19 protein-coding genes are annotated in these 24,046 nt (G+C 34.8%); 5 read left to right on the forward strand and 14 right to left on the reverse strand.

Annotated elements, in window-relative coordinates; translation table 11 throughout:
* The 6 genes from QYS49_RS13780 to QYS49_RS13805 all read right to left on the reverse strand — a co-directional run bounded on the left by QYS49_RS13780 (nt 1) and on the right by QYS49_RS13805 (nt 7,151).
* Nucleotides 1–423, reverse strand: a complete 423-nt coding sequence (locus QYS49_RS13780; protein WP_308348061.1) for a DoxX family protein — start codon at nt 421–423, stop codon at nt 1–3.
* Nucleotides 424–574: 151 nt separating this feature from the next.
* Nucleotides 575–1,198 carry a SanA/YdcF family protein gene (locus QYS49_RS13785; protein ID WP_308348063.1) on the reverse strand — a complete coding sequence of 208 codons (624 nt, stop codon included), beginning with the start codon at nt 1,196–1,198 and terminating at the stop codon, nt 575–577.
* Nucleotides 1,198–1,890, reverse strand: coding sequence for a TrmH family RNA methyltransferase (locus tag QYS49_RS13790; RefSeq protein ID WP_308348064.1), 693 nt, complete (start codon nt 1,888–1,890; stop codon nt 1,198–1,200). The genes QYS49_RS13785 and QYS49_RS13790 overlap by 1 nt, the downstream gene beginning before the upstream one ends.
* A gap of 6 nt (nt 1,891–1,896) precedes the next feature.
* The gene (locus tag QYS49_RS13795) at nt 1,897–4,500 is read right to left on the reverse strand and encodes a DNA gyrase/topoisomerase IV subunit A (protein ID WP_308348066.1); all 2,604 of its coding nucleotides are present in this window, start codon (nt 4,498–4,500) and stop codon (nt 1,897–1,899) included.
* Nucleotides 4,501–4,606: 106 nt separating this feature from the next.
* Entirely contained in the window at nt 4,607–6,466 is a 1,860-nt protein-coding gene (locus tag QYS49_RS13800) for a DNA topoisomerase IV subunit B (protein WP_308348067.1), read from the reverse strand.
* Nucleotides 6,467–6,689: 223 nt separating this feature from the next.
* Entirely contained in the window at nt 6,690–7,151 is a 462-nt protein-coding gene (locus QYS49_RS13805) for a hypothetical protein (protein ID WP_308348068.1), read from the reverse strand.
* 133 nt (nt 7,152–7,284) lie between these two features.
* Between QYS49_RS13805 and QYS49_RS13810 the strand changes: the two genes are divergently transcribed.
* The 4 genes from QYS49_RS13810 to QYS49_RS13825 all read left to right on the forward strand — a co-directional run bounded on the left by QYS49_RS13810 (nt 7,285) and on the right by QYS49_RS13825 (nt 12,771).
* Nucleotides 7,285–8,529, forward strand: a complete 1,245-nt coding sequence (locus QYS49_RS13810; RefSeq protein ID WP_308348069.1) for a sterol desaturase family protein — start codon at nt 7,285–7,287, stop codon at nt 8,527–8,529.
* Nucleotides 8,526–8,903 (forward strand): hypothetical protein, encoded by a 378-nt coding sequence (locus QYS49_RS13815; RefSeq protein WP_308348070.1) that lies wholly within the window; start codon nt 8,526–8,528, stop codon nt 8,901–8,903. Before QYS49_RS13810 ends, QYS49_RS13815 begins: the two co-directional genes overlap by 4 nt.
* Before the next feature lie 35 nt (nt 8,904–8,938).
* A complete protein-coding gene (locus tag QYS49_RS13820) occupies nt 8,939–11,260 on the forward strand; it encodes a GAF domain-containing protein (RefSeq protein ID WP_308348072.1) in 2,322 nt (773 codons plus the stop codon).
* Between the two features lie 125 nt (nt 11,261–11,385).
* Nucleotides 11,386–12,771 carry a transglutaminase-like domain-containing protein gene (locus QYS49_RS13825; RefSeq protein ID WP_308348073.1) on the forward strand — a complete coding sequence of 462 codons (1,386 nt, stop codon included), beginning with the start codon at nt 11,386–11,388 and terminating at the stop codon, nt 12,769–12,771.
* A 73-nt stretch (nt 12,772–12,844) separates the two neighbouring features.
* Here the strand turns inward: QYS49_RS13825 and QYS49_RS13830 are convergent, their stop codons facing one another.
* From QYS49_RS13830 to QYS49_RS13865, 8 genes are all read right to left on the reverse strand, one after another.
* The gene (locus QYS49_RS13830; RefSeq protein WP_308348074.1) at nt 12,845–13,153 is read right to left on the reverse strand and encodes a hypothetical protein; all 309 of its coding nucleotides are present in this window, start codon (nt 13,151–13,153) and stop codon (nt 12,845–12,847) included.
* Nucleotides 13,154–13,235: 82 nt separating this feature from the next.
* Complete coding sequence (locus QYS49_RS13835) at nt 13,236–14,021, reverse strand: hypothetical protein (protein WP_308348075.1); 786 nt, start codon at nt 14,019–14,021, stop codon at nt 13,236–13,238.
* Nucleotides 14,022–14,037: 16 nt separating this feature from the next.
* Nucleotides 14,038–15,195 (reverse strand): alanine racemase, encoded by a 1,158-nt coding sequence (gene alr / locus QYS49_RS13840; RefSeq protein ID WP_308348076.1) that lies wholly within the window; start codon nt 15,193–15,195, stop codon nt 14,038–14,040.
* Complete coding sequence (locus QYS49_RS13845) at nt 15,189–17,183, reverse strand: hypothetical protein (RefSeq protein ID WP_308348078.1); 1,995 nt, start codon at nt 17,181–17,183, stop codon at nt 15,189–15,191. The genes alr and QYS49_RS13845 overlap by 7 nt, the downstream gene beginning before the upstream one ends.
* Nucleotides 17,184–17,374: 191 nt before the next feature.
* Entirely contained in the window at nt 17,375–18,595 is a 1,221-nt protein-coding gene (locus QYS49_RS13850) for an ATP-grasp domain-containing protein (RefSeq protein WP_308348080.1), read from the reverse strand.
* 241 nt (nt 18,596–18,836) lie between these two features.
* Nucleotides 18,837–21,083 carry a Tex family protein gene (locus QYS49_RS13855; protein ID WP_308348082.1) on the reverse strand — a complete coding sequence of 749 codons (2,247 nt, stop codon included), beginning with the start codon at nt 21,081–21,083 and terminating at the stop codon, nt 18,837–18,839.
* Nucleotides 21,084–21,168: 85 nt separating this feature from the next.
* Nucleotides 21,169–22,137: a tryptophan--tRNA ligase gene (gene trpS, locus QYS49_RS13860; protein ID WP_308348084.1), complete on the reverse strand. Its 969-nt coding sequence runs from the start codon at nt 22,135–22,137 to the stop codon at nt 21,169–21,171.
* Between the two features lies 1 nt (nt 22,138).
* Nucleotides 22,139–22,525 carry a DoxX family protein gene (locus QYS49_RS13865; RefSeq protein WP_308348085.1) on the reverse strand — a complete coding sequence of 129 codons (387 nt, stop codon included), beginning with the start codon at nt 22,523–22,525 and terminating at the stop codon, nt 22,139–22,141.
* Nucleotides 22,526–22,651: 126 nt separating this feature from the next.
* On the opposite strand from QYS49_RS13865, the gene QYS49_RS13870 reads away from it, so the two are divergent.
* Nucleotides 22,652–23,752: a DUF1573 domain-containing protein gene (locus QYS49_RS13870; protein WP_308348086.1), complete on the forward strand. Its 1,101-nt coding sequence runs from the start codon at nt 22,652–22,654 to the stop codon at nt 23,750–23,752.
* Nucleotides 23,753–24,046: the final 294 nt, after the last annotated feature.

Here is a 24,046-nt window from a genome sequence, read left to right on the forward strand (position 1 = left end):
TTATTTTTTTAATTTAGATATAAGAAATTTCCATCCGCCTGTTGACCAAAGTGCCCAAATTACTAATACAGGCTGAAAAAACAACCTAATCAACCGTTTTTGGTCGGTATCTAGACCGAAAGCATCAATTCCATTTGTGTATTGTGAGATATTGCCTGGAAAAATCAGGATATAAAACAAGGCTAATGCGATCCCTACTTTTGCTTTATGCTTAATTAGAAAAATCATTAGGAGACCTAAAGTAATTTCTACTATCCCAGAGGATAAAACTACAAAATCCATGAAAGCAGGATCTGTTGGTAACCATCTTGGAACTTGAGCAAGAAATTCATCCCGCTGAAAAGTAAGATGCCCTATTCCGGCTAATGTCATAATTGCCCCCAATAAAATTCGAAGTGCATTCTTAATAAAATTAGTTTTCATAATTAATCTTTTACGTTTTAATCGTGTGCGATATAAAGATACAATAATTATTAAACAGTAAAAATATATTCAATCAATATTAATTTAATTGGCTATAGTAGAATAGAAACTAAAACAGAATAACACAAAATATGAGATATAAAGAAAATTATTACTTTCCCTCAAAATAAAGATGAGATTTTAAAACATATAAATCTAACAATGCTTTAGGACGAGCAAAAAATTCACGAATAGTCACTCTTGTGGAAGAATAAACGGGTACCTCAGCTGCTGGAAATGCGATAGCATCCATTTCATAATACTGACTAATGTACAATGCTCTGAAAGCATGAAATTCTTGAGTAATGATAGCAACATCTTGATGATTAAAAACTTTTTTGCATCGAAAAACACTTTCAATGGTACTCAAGCCAGCAGTATCAATAGAAATTGCACTTTCTGGAACACCCTTTTTCATTAAAGCATTTTTCATATCGCTAGGCTCATTGTAATAGCGTGTCCTATTATCTCCGCTCAACAATAATCCTTTCACCTTCCCTTTATGGAATAGCTGGGCTGCTGCATCCATTCTATTGTCAAAAAAACTATTGGCTTCACCTTTCATATTCCGTTTACTCGTGCCCAAAACCAAGGCAATCTCTTTCTGCGGAATCTCATTAATATCTTCATAGATATAGGTGCTAGTCTTCGTAATGATGAAAACATTGGAAAAAATAGCAAATACAATGGCAGATATTAAAAGGAATAAGCCAAGACGGATAAAGAATTTTATCATTATGTTTTCTCTGATTCAAAAGCCTTAACGAAGAATTTTTCATAATCGTCAGGTCTTGCCATACATTTTTTATACCACTGCAAACGGTAATTTGTCTTTGTTCGCTCATTAAATTGCCAATTTTCTACGAATGACCTCATTTTACTGACTAAACTGTAAAATGTAATGCCCGATGCAACGGATACATTATAGCTTTCTGTAAATCCATGCATGGGAAGGCGGACAAACTCATCTGCCATGGATTTTGCTTCTTCGCTTATGCCTTCTTTCTCATTTCCCATTACAATAGCTATGGGTTTATCTAATTGTAATTCCTCAGGAGAAAAAGCTTCTTCATTCGGACTTGTCACTACAATTTTATAGCCTTTAGATTTTAAATCAAGTAAAACATCAGTTGTAGGCGTTTTACTTTCAGGATATTGATGAACATCTACCCATTTGATAGCACCCCTACTTACACCTCTGCCCAGTTTAAATGCATTTTCATTTTCTATAATATGATAATGCTGAATTCCTAAACATTCCCCAGACCGAATAATAGCATTGGCATTATGAGGATCACGAATGTCCTCTAAAACCACTCTGATAAAATCCGTTCGATTCTCCAAAACAGATTCAATAAACTGTTTTCGTTCATCAGAAAGAAATTCCCCAAACTTTTGGGTAAGAAAATGATTTAATTCAGCATCCATATTCCTTTAGAATAAACCCAATTGCTCTTTATCCTCATCCACATCCAAATCAACTGAATCACCTGTTTTATATTCTTTTGCATTTTCTTCTTTCTTGCTTTCCAGTAATTTTACTTTCGTGACATCATATTGAGAAAGTTTATTTCCAATTGCTTTCCAACCTTTCACATCAATCAGCATATCGAAATCATAAGTAGCAGATTCCTTTTCCCTACCTTTTCCTTTGCGGAATTCTACTTCTAGTTGTGGATCTTTATCAGTACTCACCACTGTCAAAGTAGATTTTTTATGCTCTGAAATAAACACAAAAGGCTTGTTCATTGTGCGGGTTTCAATTTGAAAACGCTTCACAAAATAGTTTTTAGAAGCTCCATCATAATAAACACTTGAGATGACACAGTTTGGATCGAATTTCTCAATTAACTCTACCTTTTCACCATCAAAACGGTTGGTCAACTCATAGTTGCTTAATTCATAAGAACCATCCTTATAAATCACCAAAATATTATCATCTCCGTGGAAAGAACCAATCAACTGACCTCTTTCATCCGTATTCAATTTGCCTACAGATTGGTCATAATAGATTTTCAATCCTCCAAAACTGCTTTCACCCAGCAATTTGAACTCGATTTTCTTTACAGGGTATTTTGTTAAAATATTTCCTCCTGCGCCCCTACCTTTGATTTCCAATTCAGCAAAATCAAAATCAAATACTTTTACTCTTGCTCTACATGAATTGGACAGTTTCACATTGATTACCTCAGATTCACCATTTGGACGAGCTTCCAGATACAATACCTTTGACCCTTTTGCACCTTTTGAAAGGTCATAATCCCTATCTCGAGTTACCGATAAGACTTGGAATCTTTTCACCATTGTTCTACCTGTTTTTCCATCTAGATAAGCCGCATTATAAACTCTACGCTCATCATTCTTACGGAAAATATCAACGTGAATAATATCTTTGCCTACGAATACTTTCTCATCAATTCGCACGACTTTATAAGTTCCGTCACGCTTGAAAGCAATCACATCATCTAAATCCGAGCAATCGGTCACGAACTCATCTTTCTTCATTCCATAACCAATAAAGCCTTCCGCCCTGTTGACATAAAGCTTCTGGTTGTTTGCAGCAACTGTATGAGCTTGAATATTATCAAAGCTCTTGATTTCAGTTTTACGCTCTCTTCCTTTACCGTATTTCTCTAATAAGCCTTTATAATAATCGATGGCATATTCGGTCAAGTTTTTCAAGTGATGCTCTACCTTGGCTAACTCCTCTTCCAGCTTGCGCATCAATTCATCTGCCTTGAACTTATCAAATTTAGAAATTCTTTTAATTTTAATTTCCGTCAAGCGGATGATGTCATCTTGCGTAATTTCTCTGTAAAATTGTGGTTTGAATGGTTCTAAACCTTTGTCAATAGTCTCTAAAACAGCTTCCCAAGTTTCACACTCTTCAATGTTACGGTAAATTCTGTTTTCAATGAATATCTTTTCCAAAGAAGAGAACAGAATTTTTTCCATCAACTCCCCTCTTCTGATTTCCAATTCACGCTCTAAAAGATGAAGCGTATCCTCAACATTTTTATTTAGAATCTCATCAACAGGTAAGAAAATAGGCTTATCCTCTATAATTACACAAGCATTGGGCGAAATAGAAACTTCACAATCTGTAAAGGCATATAAGGCATCAATGGTGATATCAGGAGATTGACCAGCTGCCAATTGTACTTCAATTTCAACATCTTTAGCGGTATTATCCACTACTTTTTTCACCTTAATTTTACCCTTATCATTCGCTTTAATGATGGATTCAATCAAACCAGTGGTTGTGGTTCCAAATGGAATGTTTTTGATTAAAAGGGTACGTTTCTCGCCTTCTTCAATTTTGGCTCTTACCCTGATTTTCCCACCCCTTAAACCTTTATTGTAGTCAGTGAAATCAGCCATTCCCCCTGTTGGGAAATCAGGATATATTTCAATCTTTTTATTCTTTAAAACATCAATACAAGCTTTGATTAATTCGCAGAAATTATGGGGAAGAATTTTAGTGGAAAGCCCTACAGCAATTCCTTCAACCCCTTGCGCTAAAAGCAATGGGAATTTTACTGGTAAAGTAACGGGTTCTTTTTTTCGACCGTCATAAGATAACTGCCATTCTGTAGTTTGCGGATTGAATACTACATCCAAAGCAAATTTTGAAAGTCTAGCCTCAATATAACGTGGAGCCGCTGAACTATCACCTGTCCTGATATCACCCCAGTTACCTTGAGTTTCAATAAGAATATCCTTTTGCCCCATATTCACCATGGCATCTCCTATGGAAGCATCACCATGAGGGTGATATTGCATTGTTTGTCCGATGATGTTGGCTACCTTATTGAAACGCCCATCATCCATTTCCTTCATGGCATGCATGATCCGTCTCTGGACAGGCTTAAAACCATCTTCATTGGCAGGCACCGCTCGCTCAAGGATTACATAAGAAGCATAATCCAAAAACCAGTTTTCGTACATACCCGATACGGCAATTACATTATGTAATTTATCCTTATCCTCTCCGTTTTGGTTGTTCTTAGGTTCGTTATTTTCGTTATTTTCTTCCATTTAAATTAATCAAAGACGATATTCTGATATTATTACTTAAAAACGCAAATTCAACTTTTGCATCTTTTTTAAAATCAATTCTGAATTGCAATAATTTTACATTAAATCATGCCTCAGCCAACTCTTCTTCTAAATCCTTCTCCACTCTTAATTTATCAATAATAAACTGTTGCCTTTCCATAGTATTGGTTCCCATGTAGAAAGTCAAAAGGTCTTTTATCTTGGTTTGATTACTTAAGATAATGGGATCCAATTTGATGTTTTCATTTATAAACTCACCAAATTCCTCAGGAGAAATCTCTCCAAGCCCTTTAAATCGAGTTATTTCAGCAGCTTTTCCAATTTTTTCTATCGCTCTTCTTCTTTCTTCATCTGAATAGCAATAGATGGTTTCCTTTTTATTTCTCACTCTAAATAATGGCGTATCAAGAATGTACAAATGTCCATCACGAACCAAATCAGGGAAAAACTGTAGGAAAAAGGTCATTAAAAGCAAGCGAATATGCATTCCATCCACATCGGCATCTGTTGCAATAATCACTTTTCTATAGCGCAATCCTTCCAAACCTTCTTCTATATTCAATGCATGTTGCAGAAGATTGAATTCCTCATTTTCGTACACTAGCTTTTTGGTCTTGCCATAGCAGTTTAATGGCTTACCTCTTAAACTAAATACTGCTTGTGTTTGCACATCACGTGATTTGGTGATAGAACCTGAAGCAGAATCACCCTCAGTGATGAATATCATGGTATCATCCTTCCTATCGTGCTTAGGATCATCATAATGGACACGACAATCTCTTAATTTCTTATTATGAAGATTCGCTTTCTTAGCTCTCTCGTTAGCCAATTTTTTAATCCCTGCCATGTCCTTGCGTTCCCGCTCCGACTGCATGATTCTTTTTTGAATGGCTTCTGCAGTTTGAGGATTTCTATGCAGAAAATCATCCAAAGCTTTCTTTACGAAATCATTAATGAATGTTCGCATAGTAGGTCCATCAGGTGCTACATTTTGAGAACCTAATTTGGTTTTTGTTTGGGATTCGAAAACTGGCTCCTGCACTCGAACAGCTATTGCAGCAACAATGGCTTGTCTGATATCAGATGGATCGTAATTTTTGCCATAAAAATCACGAACGGTTTTCACTATGGCTTCTTTAAAAGCTACTAAGTGTGTTCCTCCTTGTGTAGTGTTTTGTCCATTAACAAATGAATAATATTCCTCACCATATTGATTGGCATGCGTCATCGCCATTTCAATATCTTCTCCTTTTAGGTGAATAATTGGATAACGATTCGTTTCTTCATCTGACTTTCTATCTAATAAATCTTTCAATCCATTAGCTGAATGGAATTTCTCACCATTGAAGTTAATAGTCAATCCTGAGTTCAGGAAAGCATAATTCCACATCTGCTCTTCCAAAAAGCCTGGAATGAAATGGTAGTTTTTAAAAACTGTTTCATCAGGCTCAAAAGCAATTAAAGTTCCGTTTCTTCCGCTTGAAGAAGTTACTTCCGAATCATTAGCAATTACTCCTCTTTGGAACTCGGCAACTTTTGTTTGTCCCTCACGGTAAGCCTGAACCTTAAAATAATTGGAAAGTGCATTCACAGCTTTTGTACCAACACCATTTAGCCCAACAGATTTTTGAAAAGCTCCAGTATCATATTTACCCCCAGTATTGATTTTGGATACACAGTCAACCACTTTACCTAATGGAATTCCTCTTCCGTAATCCCTTACCTCAACTCTTTGGTCGGTTATTTTTATTTCTATTGTTTTACCAAATCCCATCATGTGTTCATCAATGGAATTATCAATCACTTCTTTTACTAATACATATATCCCGTCATCAGGTGAAGAACCATCCCCTAATTTTCCGATATACATACCAGGACGCATACGAATATGCTCCCGCCAATCCAGTGATTTTATACTATCCTCGTCATATTGAAATTCTGCCATCGCGTTTGTCGGATTGAAAGTTTATGCCTACTCAAATTTTAAAATTACAAAGCTTTTTCTAATTGTAAAGCTTTTTGAAATTGATCCTGGTGCAAATTAGGCATAGAAAGCCATCAAAGCAGATAAAGTCTTACATCAAGCAAAGCCAAGAAAATATTTGAATATGAGTTGATTAAAGCTGATAAATATGAGCTTTAATCAATAAGAAAAATATTTTAAAAAATTATTTATTTCTTCTCAGAATGAAAGGCAGCCATAGTACCCAGAAAAAGATCATTAAGAGACTAATAATAATTAAAGGAAGATACCCATTTTGCGTTAATCCTTCTTCATTGTTAATGAAAATAAATACTGTTAATAAACTCGCAAAGAATAAATTAAAAGCCCCAGCCAAACTTCTAGCCCATGATGCTAGCGTATTTCTTACTTTCTCATTTTTAAAATAGAATTTAGGACCAATCGGTTGACTTTTAATAACCACTGTAAGCGCAACACAAATAAGTACAATTACAATTGGAATAATTAATCCAGTATAAAATAAGGTATTATTGCTAAATTGAATTTGATTATTTAAAACTTTGATTTTCACAATAGATAACTCAGCGAAATATGCATAAGTGTAAAATAAAACGGCTAAATAAGCGATGCTAGTACCAATCAAAAAAGCTCTTGAAATCCTGTCCATAATTTTAATTTGCTCGCAAAATTAATTTTATTCATGAGTATTTCAGCATTTTTTCAAGGAAGTTTTTATTCAAAATGTTATATTTCGAAACGAAGCTTAGGTTAGCTATGTTAAAAGCTTAAATAATATTAAGATGGATTTTAACCCAATCATATTATCAATCCCTATTTATTTTGCCCTTATCGGGATTGAATTGCTTATTCAGGCAATAAAAAGATATAGAATCTACAGATTAAATGATGCCATTACCAACATTAGTTGTGGGATTACACAACAAGTCACAGGCATATTTTTCAAAATATTGAGTGTGGCAGCCTATCAATGGGTATTTGAAAATTTTGCCTTGTTTTCTATAGCGCCTACCTGGTACAATCTTATTTTACTATTCATATTAGCTGATTTCTTCTATTATTGGGCGCATAGAAAAAGTCATGAAATCAATTTATTCTGGGGCGGGCATGTGGTGCACCATCAGAGTGAGGATTACAACTTCTCAGTAGCTTTAAGACAGGGTTCTTTCCAAATCATTTGGACATTCTTCTTTTATTTTCCTTTAGCAATTATTGGGTTTGACACTTTAAGTTTTGTGTTAATGTCTGGTTTAGTGACGGTTTATCAATTTTGGATTCATACAGAAACCATTGGAAAATTAGGGGCTTTCGAAAAGATTTTCAATACACCATCTCATCACAGAGTGCATCACGGACGAAACCCAAAATATATAGATAAAAATCATGCAGGTGTTTTTATTATTTGGGATAAAATGTTCGGTACTTTCCAAAAAGAGGAAGAAAGACCGACTTACGGAATCACTAAGCAAACTGCCAGCTGGAATCCAGTTTGGGTAAATCTTCAGCACTATGTTGAAATGGGAAAAGGCATTAAGCAAATGAAGGGTTTTAAAAATAAACTCAAGTACATATTCTACCCTCCAGGTTGGCAACCTAAAGAAATGGGCGGTCAGCTCCCAATTCCAGAAGTTGACCCAGAAAAGGATAGGAAGTATGACAAGCAAACTTCAGGAGCTTTTAGTTTGTATGTATTAATTCAATACATCATCATTTTAGGAGGAACGGCACTCTTTCTTTTTAATGCTGATAAATTTAATATTTGGGAACAAGTTTTAGCAGTTACATTAATTATATTGGGCGTAACAGGCGCTGGAGTCATATTGGAAGAAAAGAAATATTCATTTGGGTTAGAGGTCTTCAGGGTTCTCCTTACCCCTATTATAATTGCTTTTGTACTAATCCCGAATGCAGGGTCAATAATTACCTCTGCCACTTTAGCTTATGGAATTGTTTCATTTGCTTCACTTATATTCATCAAAAAATCTTATTCAACAGTAAAAAAACCTTCTACTAAATCAATTTCATGAAAATAACCCGAATAATTCCACTCATTATTTTTCTCATATATTCAGCATGTACAGAAGTACCTGAATTAGAAAATATTGATTTAAAAGAATGGAAAAAGGATAAAGATGCTTGTAATGAATACAGAATTGAAGTTGTGGATAATCTCCTTTCTCAAAAAGAAAAATTAAAAGGATTATCCCAAAATGAGATGATAAACCTCTTAGGAACTGCTGATAAGCATCAATTATATGAGAGAAGTCAAAAATTCTTCATCTATTACTTAGAACCTAATGAAAATTGCAACCAATATACAGAAGGTTATATAAAAGCTTTATATATTCGTTTTAATTCATTGGATCAAGCAGTGGATTTTAATATTCAAAAAGTACAATAGGATATTTTTTTTTAACGCGATACCATTAATCTATTATGGCAAACTGGAGAAGAAGACTTTACGACTGGAAAATTAGAAATTTAGCCTATTCAATGGGCTTCGGAATTTTTCTACTGGCAATTGCCGTTTATTTGGTGATCATGCATACTGGCATTAATGAACAAAGCTTACTTAGGACAAAAACCATTGGTAATTTGGACAATATAAGTTTGCCTCTGTCACCAAAATATATAGCCGAGAATAAAGAAAATATAGGTTCACATGTTAGAGGTATAGAAAGGATTTTATTTGCTTACACCAAAGGCGGGCAATTAGGAGAAGATAAAATTGAAGTTAAAATCAATGAAAAATTAAAGTCGGAAGTTGAGGATTTGTTAATCTATTGGAATTCTTTAAAAGAAGAACTATATAATATTCAGGATGGAGAAACTTCAATTGATGATGCCAAAGAAAATCTTGAAAAAAGATACAATGCATTTCTAAAGGAACAGCGAAAAGTAAAAAAATTAATTGAGGAAATTAATCAGGAAGAAGAACAAGCAGAAACTTTCTATACCATACTCCTATTTTTCTATATCTTTCTATTAAGTTCATTTATTTACTGGATTGTAAAGTATTTGATACTTAATCCGATATACAAAATCTCCCTTTCTGCTAGAGAATTAGCGAAAGGTAATTTAACAGAAAAAATACCCTATAATAGCAAAAATGAATTAGGCTACATTGCTCAAAACATCAACTCTATGGCAGAAATTTTAGAAAATGCCACGGATTTCACAACTAAAATTGGCGAGGGTAAATTAGATGCTAATTATAAAGGGTTAGATGAAGATCATGATAATTCTTTGGCGGCTTCTCTTCTTCAAATGCGAGAAAAAATGCAAGAATCTGCTAAAGCGGATAAAGAGCGCAGCTGGGTAAATGAAGGATTAGCAAAATTTGCAGACATCCTCCGAAATAACAATGATAATATCGAGGAATTATCATACCAAATCATTTCAAACTTAGTAAAATTCATGGAAGCCAATCAGGGAGCTTTATTTGTATTGTCTGAGCCTGATGAAGAAGATGAAGAATCTAAAATCGTATTGGAAGCTGCCTATGCTTACGAGCGTAGAAAGAGATTGAAAAAGGAAATTGCCATAGGTGAAGGCTTAGTAGGTCAATCAGTTCAGGAAGGTGATAGAATTTACTTAACAGAAGTTCCTCAAGACTATGTTGAAATTAAATCAGGTTTGGGTGAAACGCTTCCAAGGTGTGTTTTAATTGTACCACTAAAAATAAATGAAGAAATAAAAGGAGTTGTGGAAATCGCTTCTATTCAAGATATACCAGAATACAAAATTGAGTTTGTTGAGAAATTAGGTGAAAATATTGCTTCTACTATTGCTAATGCAAAAACCAATGAGCGCACCAAGAAACTCTTAATTGAATCTCAGGAGATGACGGAGCAAATGCGTTCTCAGGAAGAGGAGATGCGACAAAACATGGAGGAAATGGAAGCCACCCAAGAAGAAATGGGTAGAGCTCAGACCGAAATGGCCGAAAAAGAAGCAAATCTTAATGCATTAATTAATAATACAACTGATTCTATTATTTTAATTGATACTGATTATAAAATAATTTTGATGAATGATGTCATCAAAAAAAGGTATAAAGATACTCAGTATGAAAAAATGAAAGAGGGTAGCAATGCCCTTGAGATGTTAGGCGATGTTCGTGAGGAATGGAAAGCCTATTATGATAGAGTATTCAAGGGTGAGTTTCTTTCTTTCACGATTAAAAGCAGTGTGAAAGGAGAAGATACCTATCGTCATTATGATATACACCCTATTAAACAAAAAGACGGTACCATTACAGGCGCTTCAGTATTTTCAAGAGATATTACCAAAGAAAAACAACTTGAAATACAAAGAGAGGAAACTGCTAAAAAACTTTCACAAAGGGGATATGTGCTTGATGGAATGATTAACAATACAGAAGATACTTATTTTGCTATTGATGTTAATTATGAAATAATGGTAGTAAATGAAGTTTTGAAAAATCGTTTCAAACAATCAGGTGTAAATTTGGAGCCAGGTTTAAGTATTTTGAGTGTATTACCAAAAGACCAATTGGAAAAATGGAAAGCTAGATACGATAAAGCTTTAGCAGGTGAAAAATTGAAGATTGTAGAGGAAAGAGAGCTTCAAAGTGGAAACCTTACTATCGAAACAAGATGTGAACCTATTCTTAATGATAAGGATGAGGTAATTGGGGTTTCTACCGTTTCCAAAGACATTACCGAACTTAAAAAGGCTCAAGAAGAAAAAGAAAAACTTCAGAAAGAATTAGAAAAACTTAAAGGCAAAAAATAGTGGGATTTTAAATTAATTTCGAATATACGATACGTTATCGTGCCTTTGTAGCGGAAATTAATATTTAAGCACTATGAAAGTTACTGCCTTAATACCAATAAAGTCATTGACATAATTGAAAACAAATGAATTTTATGTATAAAAACACTTTACTCCTATTACTTATTTCCATATTTCTAATTGCATGTCAACCGGGCGAAAAGCAAAATTCTCAAGAAGAGAAAACAAGTAAAAATAAAAGCTCCAAACCAACTCCTAAAGTAGATATAGCCGATATTGAAAAGGGGATAAAAAATTATATCGACAATAAAACCAAAGAGGCAGATGGCTATTTTCATGTGAAAGATGAAAATAAGGAATTAAGGTTAAAACTTGTCAGGGTTCATACCGAATACCTTTCCAATCTGGGCCCAAACCGTCATTTTGCATGCGTAGATTTAGCAGATGAAAATGGTGATGTTTATGATGTGGATTTCTTTATGGAAGGAAAACCAGGTGCTATGGATGTAACAGAAACCACCGTTCATAAATTAAATGGAAAACCTTTCTACAGCTGGAAGCAAAAGGAAGATAAAACCTGGCACAGAGTGCCGATTGAATCAGCTTCAAATGAATTGCTTGGAGTAATTGAAGGAGAAGATGAGTTTGAATTTTATTATGAAACCACTCTACCTGAAATTCAAAATCAAGCCAAAGTATGGATTCCCATAGCTCAATCTGATAAATTTCAGGATATTGAAATTAAGAATATGGTAATTCAAGGACAGGACAAAATGCTATTAGAGAAAGAATATGGTAATAAAATCTTATACTTAGAGCTTAAAGAAGAGCACAGCAATAAGCCAGTGAAAATCACCTATCATGTAAAAAGAAAAGAAAAAGGTGCTTATGAGGAAGAAAATCCAAATCTTAATAAATTCTTAAGTGGAAATGTGTTAATGCCTGTAGGCAATCAAAGATTTAAAGAAATAGTAGCAGAAGCAACTAAAGGCAAAGAATATGACAGCAAATTAATTCAAGCTAGAGCAATTTATGATTACATAATTGATAATATGCGCTACGCTAAAAATGAAAAATATGGGACTGGAGATGCAGTTTATGCATGTGACTCTAAAACTGGAAATTGTACTGAGTTTCATTCCCTATTTATTTCTTTAGCCAGGACAGCTAATATCCCAGCTCGTTTTGCTATTGGTGCAGCAATTCCCTCCAGCAGAGATGATGGTGGAATAAATGGATACCACTGTTGGGCTGAATTTTATGCAGATAACAAATGGTGGCCAGTTGATATTAGTGAGGGAAATAAATATACTGCTTTAGCTACTTATTATTTTGGAAGACATCCAGCCAACAGAATTGAGTTTACTAAAGGCAGAGATTTAAAATTTGAACCAGCTCCTCAATCAAGCCCAGTCAAATTTATGGCCTACCCTATTTTCGAAGTGGATGGCGAAAGTAAAGTGAGTAATGCTACGTTCAGCTTCCTCCGAACAGATAATAAAGAAATATAGTTTTAAAAAATTATGCATTAAAAAAGCCACGAAGTTGAAATTTCGTGGCTTTTTAGTTTACTGATTGGTACTTTTAGTTTTCTGGGTGCTCACCACCTTCTTCAGAAGGATGTTCTCCGCCTTCTTCAGCAGGATGCTCTCCGCCTTCTTCAGAAGGATGTTCTTCATGCTCACCTTCTTCATGCATTGTGCTATCCATTTCCTCTTCCATTGGCATTTCTTCCTCCATGCTCTCTTCCTCCATCATTACTTCTTCTGTAGAATCATCATCTGAAGAGGCTTCTTTTTTACCATCACCACATGAAATTAATGTCGCTGATAAAAAGAAAATTGCTGCTAATGCAACAAGACTTTCGGATTTAAATTTTTCTAAAATTTTCATAGTTAGTTAATTGGTTATGATTAATTAACATGAAAGATAAGAAAATATGACTTTAAAGCAATCAAATATAGGATTAAAGTATTTAATCCATAGAATCTCGACTAGTAATCAGTATCAATTCTTCTAATTGATCGAATTGTTTACGGTTCCAATATCGCACACTTCGCAAGCTTTTCTTTTGCTCTTCTAATGAATTATTTATTAAATCAATATCTTTTATTAATTCTGCTTGAATTTTGTCCTGTTGTTTTTCTTGATTTTGGATTTGATTGGTCAGCAATTCAATGTTTTGTGATTGTTGCTCTAGATTAGCGCCAATTGCTTCTTGTTTTATTTTCAAGTTATTATGATCCTCATATGATTGATAGCCGATAATACCTATGAATACAAATAACAAAAATAATATAAAGCTAGGAATAATGAGGTTAACCTTATTCTGCTTTGCAATTGGAACTGGATTAGCAGAACTCTGAAATTTTTCAGAAGCATTTGGTGCAATCACATACTTTTTCCCTGCATACTGAAATAATTGAATTAGTAAATCTCCATCTGCTAAGGTGTGCTTTTGATATTCTTCGAAATCACTATTGCCAATTTGAACCAAATTATCTTTTAGCGGAGTGTAGGGAATTGAAAAACAAGCCCCATTTTGTTCCAATTTCTTTATAAAAACCACCAATTGAAAATATTCAGAGAGCGCATTTTGCATATTATCGCCTACCTGAATATAAGCAGTCTGAGTATAAGTTGATATTTGCAAACAACTTTTTGATATGAAATAAGGAGCAATATCCTGTAAATACAAAACATCCCCTGCCCTTTTTTCAAGTTCTTGAATAACGGTTTGTTCATGTTTTGTAAAATCCATTTCTAATCTGCTTTTTTTATTTCACAATTGTTCTAGGAATAGCTGAAGGCAATCTACTTAACATTTCATTATTCAAAAGTTGAGTACTATTCGTAAAACTACTCACATTGATAACATTATTCTTCTGCCTTCCAATTAAAACTACTTCATCTCCCACTTTAGCTTCAGGAATATGTGTGATATCCACCATAAATAAGTTCATATTAATTAAACCCACTATAGGTGCTTTTTTTCCACTAATCAAAACATATCCTCTGTTGGATAATGCCCTTGGATAACCATTGGAATAACCCAAAGGCATCACTGCTATCTTCATTTTATGACTTGCTTGAAACGCTGTTCCATATCCGATAAAGTCACCTTCAGGGACATCCCGAATATCCATTATATCGGTTTTCCAGCTAAATATCCTTTTCAAAGCACCATCTGATTTCTTATCAGTCTCTTGTAAGTGATGATAATAGATATCAGGACTGGGCCAAAACCCATATTGAGCTACACCTACTCTCACCAAATCATAGACCGTATCTGGCATTGCCAAAGCCGCAGCCGAACAGGCAATATGCCTGATGTTAGGTTCAAATTTTTTATCCTTGCAGATTTTCAAGAACTCCTTATACTTCGCTTTTTGCTTATCAATTTTAAATTGATTGCTCAAGCTTTCAGCACCTCCAAAGTGAGTACATAATCCTTGAAAGACAATATGCTCTTTATTTTTCTTTAAAAAGCTAATCGCTTTAGGAAATTCTTCAGCAGGCATGCCTGTTCTGTTAGCTCCTGTTTCAACTTCAATATGAACTTTAGCAGGTTTTCCAACTTTTTTAGCCGCCTCCAATGTGATTGGTAAACGGTCATAATTGTATACAAAAAACTCAATATTATTTTCTATCGCCCATGGGATATCCTCTTCATAAATAATTCCCATGATCATAATTTGGCTTTTCTCATGGCAAGCATTGAGTACCTCTTCTGCTTCAAAAGAGGATGCTACCGAAAAATGATGTACACCAGCTTTTTCTGCCATCGGTACAAATGACTCAATGCCATGACCATAAGCATTGGCTTTGACTACTGAAGAAAAGATAGCTTTTTTTCCTATCTTCTTTTTTATAAAATTAATATTCGCTTTTAATGCTGATTGTTTCAGCTCTATTCTCGAAGAGTGTTTTACCATTTTTTCTTTGTTTCCAGCCAGGTATATGATTTCCCCCAGCTATCTTTTGCTAATGTTTTAACTTTTTCTACTTCTGAGGCAGGTATATTATCTACCATATTTTCTGCTTCTAAATCATTAAAATGGAATGCATAAGTCCTTGCAGCAAATTGATACAATGGAAGAGATGATTCTCCGTGATATTCTCCATTCCCGAATACGGAAGGTTTTATATTCTGTCCCCAATCCTGTCGCCCCTCATTATTAGGGTTCAGAAAATAGGCTCTGTAATCACCAGATGGATCTTTTTCTACTCTCAATAATGAAACTGCATGGAAACCTAACATTTCTCCTTTAGAACTTGTTATAAAAATACCAACAGGATTTGGATAAATCAACCTATGGTTTCCATTATAATCAGGATGACACATGGCGTAAAATACTCTCACAAAGCCATCAAAATCAACTATTGCGTTGGAGAAATAATCATAAGCCGAAGCAAATCCAATCTGAATCCATTGTCCATATAGTGCTGGATTTACCCATTTATGTGGGTCTTCTGCCCTACCTGAGCCACGGAGCATCATTTCATTATAAATTCTGTCCAACATTGGCACAAGCGTAACAGAAACAGCATCTAGGTTATAATCCAGATTTTGTACTAAACCTTGTCCCGTTACAGAAGCTTTAATTTCCTGACCTTCAAATCGGAAAGTGATATCATTGGTGACTGCTGCGGTCTGCACCATGTTGATCAACTTCGCAGGTGCATGCTGACTCCACATACTGATTCCTCTGGCACTTTGACAGGTAGGATTGTTTCCTTGACCTACACCAAGAGGTTGTCCCAATATTCTAAAAAGTGCGCCAATCAAATATTGTCTGGCACTCACAGCCTGATGTGGGTTTCTAGTGGATTTCAAAATCCTTTCTTCCACTTTCGGATTGATTTTTATCCCACTTAAATTAGATAAGCCCGATCTAACCGCCTCACGAGCTATAGTACCATTTTCTAGCATCTTAGCCAAGCCGTAAATACATTGGGCATTATAAATATGGATGGTTTTTAATATTAAATCAGATAGATATTCTGTAAGCTCATTCCATCTGGTCTCACCTACTGGTGTTAATCCTAATGCAACCGGAACTGTTTGAAAATACTCATTTTCAATCAAGAACTTTAAGAGTACAGCATGATACTGGCTCACCAATCCATATTTCAGCATTGACTTGCCCATAAGCTCTGCCTCAACATACAGTTCTGTATTATTTAAACCTTCCAATACAGCCTGATACTCCGTAACATTTTTATCGGCAGTATGATCAGTTGGTCTATAAATGCATCTTTGGAAGCTTAATAATTTTTGATCTCCTTCCTTTTTAGGATCTAATTCAATTTTTTCCTTAACTAAAGCAATAATTTTTCTTTGCTTTTCGGTAACCACAGGTCTTTGTTCACAAATCAGCGTAAGTTCTTCTGCCAATGTTTCCTTCACATCATCTAAGTGAATGTGCTGAGAAAGAAAATTAAAGAGGTTGTGAACTTTATGCAATTCATGCTCGCTCATGGTAAGGCGGGTCTCTTCTACAGGATCATTGAACACAAATTCTAAATTTGCCACAATAACTTCCTGTATGAAACTTTCGGCATCTTCTGCAGAAATAATATCTGTTTTGTAATCGCCTTTAGCTATAGCCAGTAATCTGAGTTCACTTAAAAGTTCAATTGTGGAATTAGGATGACCGCTTTTCAAAGTTCCATTCACTAATCCCGCAACTAATTTAGAAGGATCTGCCCAAGGTGATTCGTTAAAAATTCCACCTTCGGATATTTCTTCAATCAAATCATATACTAAAGTCAATCCTTCCACAGAATCACTTAAAATATCGATTTGTCCCATTAGACGGTTCGCTTTCTCTGGTCTTGTTAAAGAAGTCGCAGAGGTGAACTCTTCTAATAGTTCTTGTAATTTTTGATTACTATTGTCAATTAATGTTTGATTCCCCATGGGATTCTAAAAATTTATAAGATTCATTGCCAAAGTTAAAAAATGACAAGCGTTAATAATATTCAATTTAGCATCAAATGATGCAAAGAATATAGAATTCAATAAAAACTAGCACAAGCTAATGCTTGCGCTAGTTTTTGATTTTTAATTTCATGAACACAAGCGAGACGCTTGCTCCATATATTTGTTACTTAATGATAGAAATCTACATTTTCATAATGTAATAATAATTCCGTCATTCTATCAGGGTCTTCTCCCTTAAAGTTTACTGTACCAAAATGGTTCCCGAAACCATCACGATCACTTATTTTTTGGGTAGTCATCGGTGGCACCAAGTTATGGTCTAAGAAATATGGCTCTTCTTTTAACTCCTCAGGTATTTCTAATTTGGAAATAGAATTCTTATGAGGATAAATCATCACATTTCCGTAGAAATTCTTAGGCCTTGCATCTATTGCTGGTAATATTTCATTCAACTCCTCTTCCGTTAGATCAGGATCGTGGCACAATACAAATGCTCCTAAAGCATCAAAATCATAAGCTTTGCCCGCTAGTTCTAGAATGTGACCACCAGGGATTCGGCAAGCCACCTCACCAAAACTTAAGGTATCATCTTCAGTTAAGAACCATTCTGGATGAATCATTCCATATTCAATGCCGAATAAATCTACCAACTTCTGCATTTCTTTCATGATTCTATCACGTTTGCTATGCAGTAAATTTCCTTCAGGAATGAAATTAGAATACCCTAATTTCACATATTCGGTAATATTTAAGAATCTAATTTTCCCTTTATGAACAAATGCTTCACATGAAAATTCTGTTCCTGGTAAGTGGCTTTCTGCTAAGCAAGGAAAATCATCCTCTTGACATTTTTCATCAACGTCATCCATAGAGCGCAATAATCGGTGCCCAACAGTACCTGCTGATGCAAAAGGTTTAATATGTACCCAGCTATCTTCTTCTCCATCTACTTGGAGGTTAGCCTGATTTAACCTTTTCATAAAGGCCTTAACACCTTCTTTGTTGTAAACCTCTTCAAATAAACCTACACGCAAACCACCAATTAAAGCTTTTCTCTTCATCATGGCTTTATTTCTAAATAGAAATGCTCGGTTTAAAACACGAGGATCATCCCTGTAAATAGAATTCAATGCACCTGCCCATTCTACTGTTTCTTCAAATAGCGGTACAGCCACATCCACATTAAAGGGTTTTAATTTCTCATGTAAATCCAAAGAATTGGAAGTATCACTCCATTCATCAAATTGATAAGCAACAAAAGGGATATCATGCTCTTTGGCATAATCCTCAAAATCAGGAAATGATACCACTACATAAGGTTTATTGAGTTTTTGCATACTCTCGATTACGGGTAAACTCCAACCCATTAGTGCAAAACAATTTGCCATAGTTATTATAGTTTAGTTTATAAGTTTAGTAATTACTTAATATAAACTATAAAATTTACAAGTCCGATATAATACTATGATATCTGTAAATATGACAAAGCAGGAAGTTGGAAGTAAAAAGCTTGAATTAGGAAGTAGAAAGTGGGGTGTAGCGGTGATTAAATGATCTGTTTTATGGGAAGTTAAAATTCGGAAAATTGCCTATCCTCTACTTTAGAAAGATAGGCAATACAATTTTTCATCAGCCAAATTTACCTTTCAATGCTGCTAATTTAGCTTGAAAATCACCTTCTGGCTCTTTTTCTTCTACTTTCCGTTTAAATTTACCCTTTGGCTTTTCTTCTTTTGATTGTTGTTTAAAAGGATCCTTTTTCATGGAAAATGATATACGCTTTCGAGCTTCATCTACTTCCATCACTGTTACTTCTACTTTCTGGGCTACATTCACTACTTCGGCAGGATTGCTCACAAATTTATCAGCTATGTGGCTTACATGCACCAATCCGTCCTGATGAACTCCTACATCCACAAAAGCACCAAAATTTGTGATATTGGTTATAATGCCGGGCAGTTTCATTCCCACTTTCAAATCCTTAATCTCATTCACCCCTTCGGTAAATGAAAAAGCTTCAAATTGCTCTCGAGGATCTCGGCCCGGCTTAGCCAATTCCTGCATGATATCTTGTAAAGTTGGTAATCCAACAGATTCAGTCACATATTTCTTCATATCCAACTTCTCTCGCAATTCTTTGCTGCCCATCAAATCAGTTATAGAAGCTTGGACATCTTTCGCCATTTTATTGACTAAAGCATAGCGCTCAGGATGCACTGAACTACTATCTAATGGATTTTTAGCATCGCTTATACGTAAGAAACCAGCTGCTTGTTCAAAAGCCTTATCTCCTAAACGTGGGACTTTTTTCAATTCTTCTTTGCTTTTAAAAGCGCCATTTTCATTTCGATAATTCACTATATTTTCTGCAATGGAAGGTCCTAAACCAGAAACATAAGTCAATAATTGCTTACTGGCAGTATTCAATTCAACCCCAACATTGTTCACACAACTTACCACAGTGTCATCCAAGCCAGCTTTCAGTAAATTTTGATCTACGTCATGTTGGTATTGGCCAACCCCTATTGATTTCGCATCAATTTTCACCAGTTCAGCCAATGGATCCATCAACCTTCTACCAATAGAAACTGCACCACGAACTGTTAAATCATACTCTTTAAATTCATCTCGTGCTACTTCAGATGCAGAGTACACCGAAGCCCCACTTTCATTCACCATCACTACCATCACAGATTTAGGCAATCCAATGGAGTTTATAAATTTTTCGGTTTCTCTTCCTGCAGTCCCATTCCCTATAGCTATGGCTTCTACATTATATTTATCTACTAATTGTAAAATTAAAGTAGCAGCTTTGGTAGTTTGAAGCTGCGGTTCATTTGGATAGATTGCTTCATTAAACAATAATTTACCTTGTTTATCAAGGCAAACTAGTTTACAACCTGTTCTGAAACCAGGATCCACTGCCATCACATTTTTCTGTCCCATTGGTGCTGCCAACAAGAGTTGTCTCAGATTATCTGAGAACACTTTAATGGCTTCTTCATCTGCTTTTTTCTTTGTGAAAATACGGATTTCAGTTTCCATGCTGGGCTTTAATAATCTTTTATAAGCATCTGCCAAAGCTGTTTTCACTTGCTGAGCAGCTTCGTTATCAGCCTTAACAAAATGCTTCTCCATGATAAAAAGAGCATCTTCTTCCTCCGGACTGATATCCAACATTAAGATCATTTCCTTCTCCCCTCTTCTCATTGCCAAAATTCTATGAGAAGGAGCTGTTTTCACATTTTCTTCCCATTCAAAGTAATCTTTGTACTTCTGACCTTCAGTTTCCTTCCCACTTAAGACTTTTGATCGGAACTTTCCTTTTTCTAAGAATAATTTACGAGTATCTTCCCTTAATTCTGCATTCTCATTTACCCATTCAGCAATTATATCTCTAGCCCCATGCAAAGCAGATTCAATATCAGAAACCTCTTTTTCTTCATCAATAAATTTTGCTGCTTCAAGTTCTAAATCAATATTTCCTTGTTCAAAAATAAGCTTAGCTAATCGCTCCAAGCCTTTCTCTCTGGCAATGGTCGCCTTTGTTCTTCTTTTAGGCTTGTAAGGAAGGTAAATATCCTCCAGTTTAGACATGGTTTCGGCTGCATTGATTTCCTTTTCCAGTTCAGGTGTTAGTTTTTCTTGTTCCTTTATGGACTTCAAGATTGCCTCTCTCCTTTTGTCCAAATCGCGCAATTGTTGCACACGATCCCGAACATCTGCCACAGCTACCTCATCCAAACTGCCCGTCATTTCTTTTCTATATCGGGAAATAAAAGGCACCGTAGCACCGCCATCTAATAATTCTACTACCGCTTTTACCTGTTGGGGACGAACATTTAATTCCCCTGCAATTTTAATTATGTGATCCATTTCTGAGATATTAGAGTCTAGATTCTAGAACCTAGATTTTCGATAAAAATATTAATATATAAGCACTAAGTTTTTGGTGATCAAATCAAAACCCCAAAACTTTCCGTACCCTTTTCAATGTTTTAGTAGCTATTTCTGCAGCTTTCTCTTCGCCTTTTTCTAGTTTCTTATGAAGCTCATCTATATTTTCCATATAATGGTTATAGAGCTCCCTTTCTTTAGAATATTTTTCAACTATCAACTCATAAAGCGCTTGCTTAGCATGACCATAACCATAATTACCACCTTCATAATTCTTTCGCATTTCAGCTACTTGTTCATCTGAAGCCAATAATTTATAGATATTGTATACATTACAATCATCTGGATTTTTAGGCTCCTCCATTGGCGTACTATCTGTAATGATTTGCATCACATTTTTCCTCAGTTTTTTATCGGTTTGGAAAATATCGATAGTATTGCCGTAAGATTTACTCATTTTCTGACCATCAGTGCCCGGAATTGTCATGATTTGCTCATCAATTCTAGCTTCAGGCAACACGAAAACATCTCCATAACGATGATTGAAACCACTCGCTATATCACGAGTCATTTCCAAATGCTGCTTTTGGTCTTTCCCAACAGGAACTATATCAGCATCATATAAAATAATATCGCACGCCATCAAAACGGGGTAAGTAAAAAGCCCAGCATTTACATCAGCCAGACGATCAGATTTATCCTTAAATGAATGAGCATTTGCTAACATCGGAAATGGCGTGAAGCAACTCATATACCAGTTCAATTCAGTTACCTGAGGTACCATAGACTGCCTGTAGAACAAATTCTTATCTGTATCAAAGCCAAATGCCAACCAAGCTGCAGCCACTGCATTCACATTGTCTTTCCTTACGTCAGCATCTTTAATAGTAGTTAAAGAGTGTAAATCAGCAATAAAAAAGAAACTTTCATTATTTGAATCTTGAGATAATTTAATAGCAGGAATAATTGCTCCCAACAAATTCCCTAAATGTGGTTTACCTGAACTTTGAATACCCGTTAAAATTCGCGACATCTTAAATATTTTTATTTCTTATGATTTTATCTAAACTATAATTACCTCCACCATTTAGAGCTGTAACAGCAAAAACTGCTGCATATAATAAGCCCATTTCCTGCTTTCCGAATGGATCTCCACTATGAACCACTAAAGCAGCAATCAACATAGTGAATAAAATAGGAACGCTGGCTAAACGGGTAAAGAGCCCTAAAGCTACTAAAATTGAGCAAATAAATTCTGCAAAAACAGTTGCAACTAAGCTGAATTCTTCTCCTAATCCAAGAGGATCGGCAAAACTGAAATCTCCAGACAACAATTTCATGAATTTGGGATACCCATGTGTAAGCATCATAAGCCCACCGGCTAGACGTAAAATCAATAAACTTAAATTTTTAAATGGCATTGTTTGAACTGTTAAATGAATAAATTAGAAATCTTTTGAGAATTATAAATATATAAAATCAAAGTAAATAGTAGGTTCAAAAAAAGAAGAAATGCGTATCTTCGTTTACAACTAAAAAACGAATTTATGAAGAATATTCATTTGCTTAAAAGTACACTTGCGATTGTTTTTCTATTATTTTTCCACATTACAGTATTTGCACAAAATAATACTGCAAAAATTACATTCTTGGAAGAAAGCCATGATTTTGGAACCATTGAAGAAAAAGCTGGACAAGTAAAATACACTTTCAATTTTTTCAATTCAGGGTCGGATTCTATTCGACTGACTTCCGTAAGGGCTTCCTGTGGTTGTACCACGCCATTTTGGGAAAAAAGTGCTTTGATGCCAGGAGATACTGGTAAAATTGAAGTAGCCTATAATCCTTTGAACCGAGCCGGAAAATTTGCTAAAACGGTAACAGTAAGGACTTCTAGCGAGCCTGAAACAAAGATTCTAAGAATTTCAGGTTATGTTGAACCAAAACCTAAAAGTATTGAAGATGAATTCAATACTGAATTAGGAGAAATTAGACTTAAAAGTAAGTTTATCAATTTTGGAAATATTACAACTGAGAAAGCAGTTACCAAAACAATAGAAATCTACAACCAATCAGAAGATACTATTAGCATTTTAGATCGCTTTATATGCGCTGATTTTATAAAAGTCGCAAAACTGCCGGCAATTATACCGCCCAATAAATCCGCTGAGATAGAAATTATATACTTACCTAAAATAAAGAATGATTTAGGGTTTATGAATGATCCTTTAACATTATTTACAGATGAAGTTGAGAAAAGTAATAAAGGATTAAATGTGATAGCTACCATCAATGAATACTTCCCACCTATGACGGAAGAAGAATTAGCCAGTGCGCCTCATATTCAATTTGAAACTTTAGAATATGATTTTGGGCATATTGATGAAGGTCAAACGCTTTCACATGAATTTAAATTTACTAATAATGGTAAAGACACCTTAAATATCAGAAAAACAAAGACTACTTGTGGTTGTACTGTATCAGAATTAGACAAAATGGATTATATCGCGAATGAATCAGGGGAAATAAAAGTTACATTCAACTCCAAAGGTAGAAGAGGTACTCAAATCAAAAGGATCACCGTTTTTACTAACGACCCAACTGCGCCTACACAAGATTTGATAATAAAAGCATATGTAAGGGATTAAGTTTTACATTTTATGATAACCCATATAATTCAAACTAAATGTATATACCGAATAGTTATAAAAACGAAAATGTTGAAGAGGTAAGATTTCCTGATGGCAAACAGTTTTAGGATTCTAATCAATCAAATTGAAGGTAAAATCACTGGCAATCATACCCCTATGGAACTCGATAAAGATTAAAATGGGGTTGATATTTTAGTGGGTCATATTACCAAATTCAGTTCTTAGGATTTAATCTGAATTGCTGAAATAGGGAGATTCCAATTCGGTAGGAATTGCAGAAAAGATGAGATA

The organism is Marivirga salinae, from assembly GCF_030503855.1.
Classification (GTDB): Bacteria; Bacteroidota; Bacteroidia; order Cytophagales; family Cyclobacteriaceae; genus Marivirga; species Marivirga salinarum.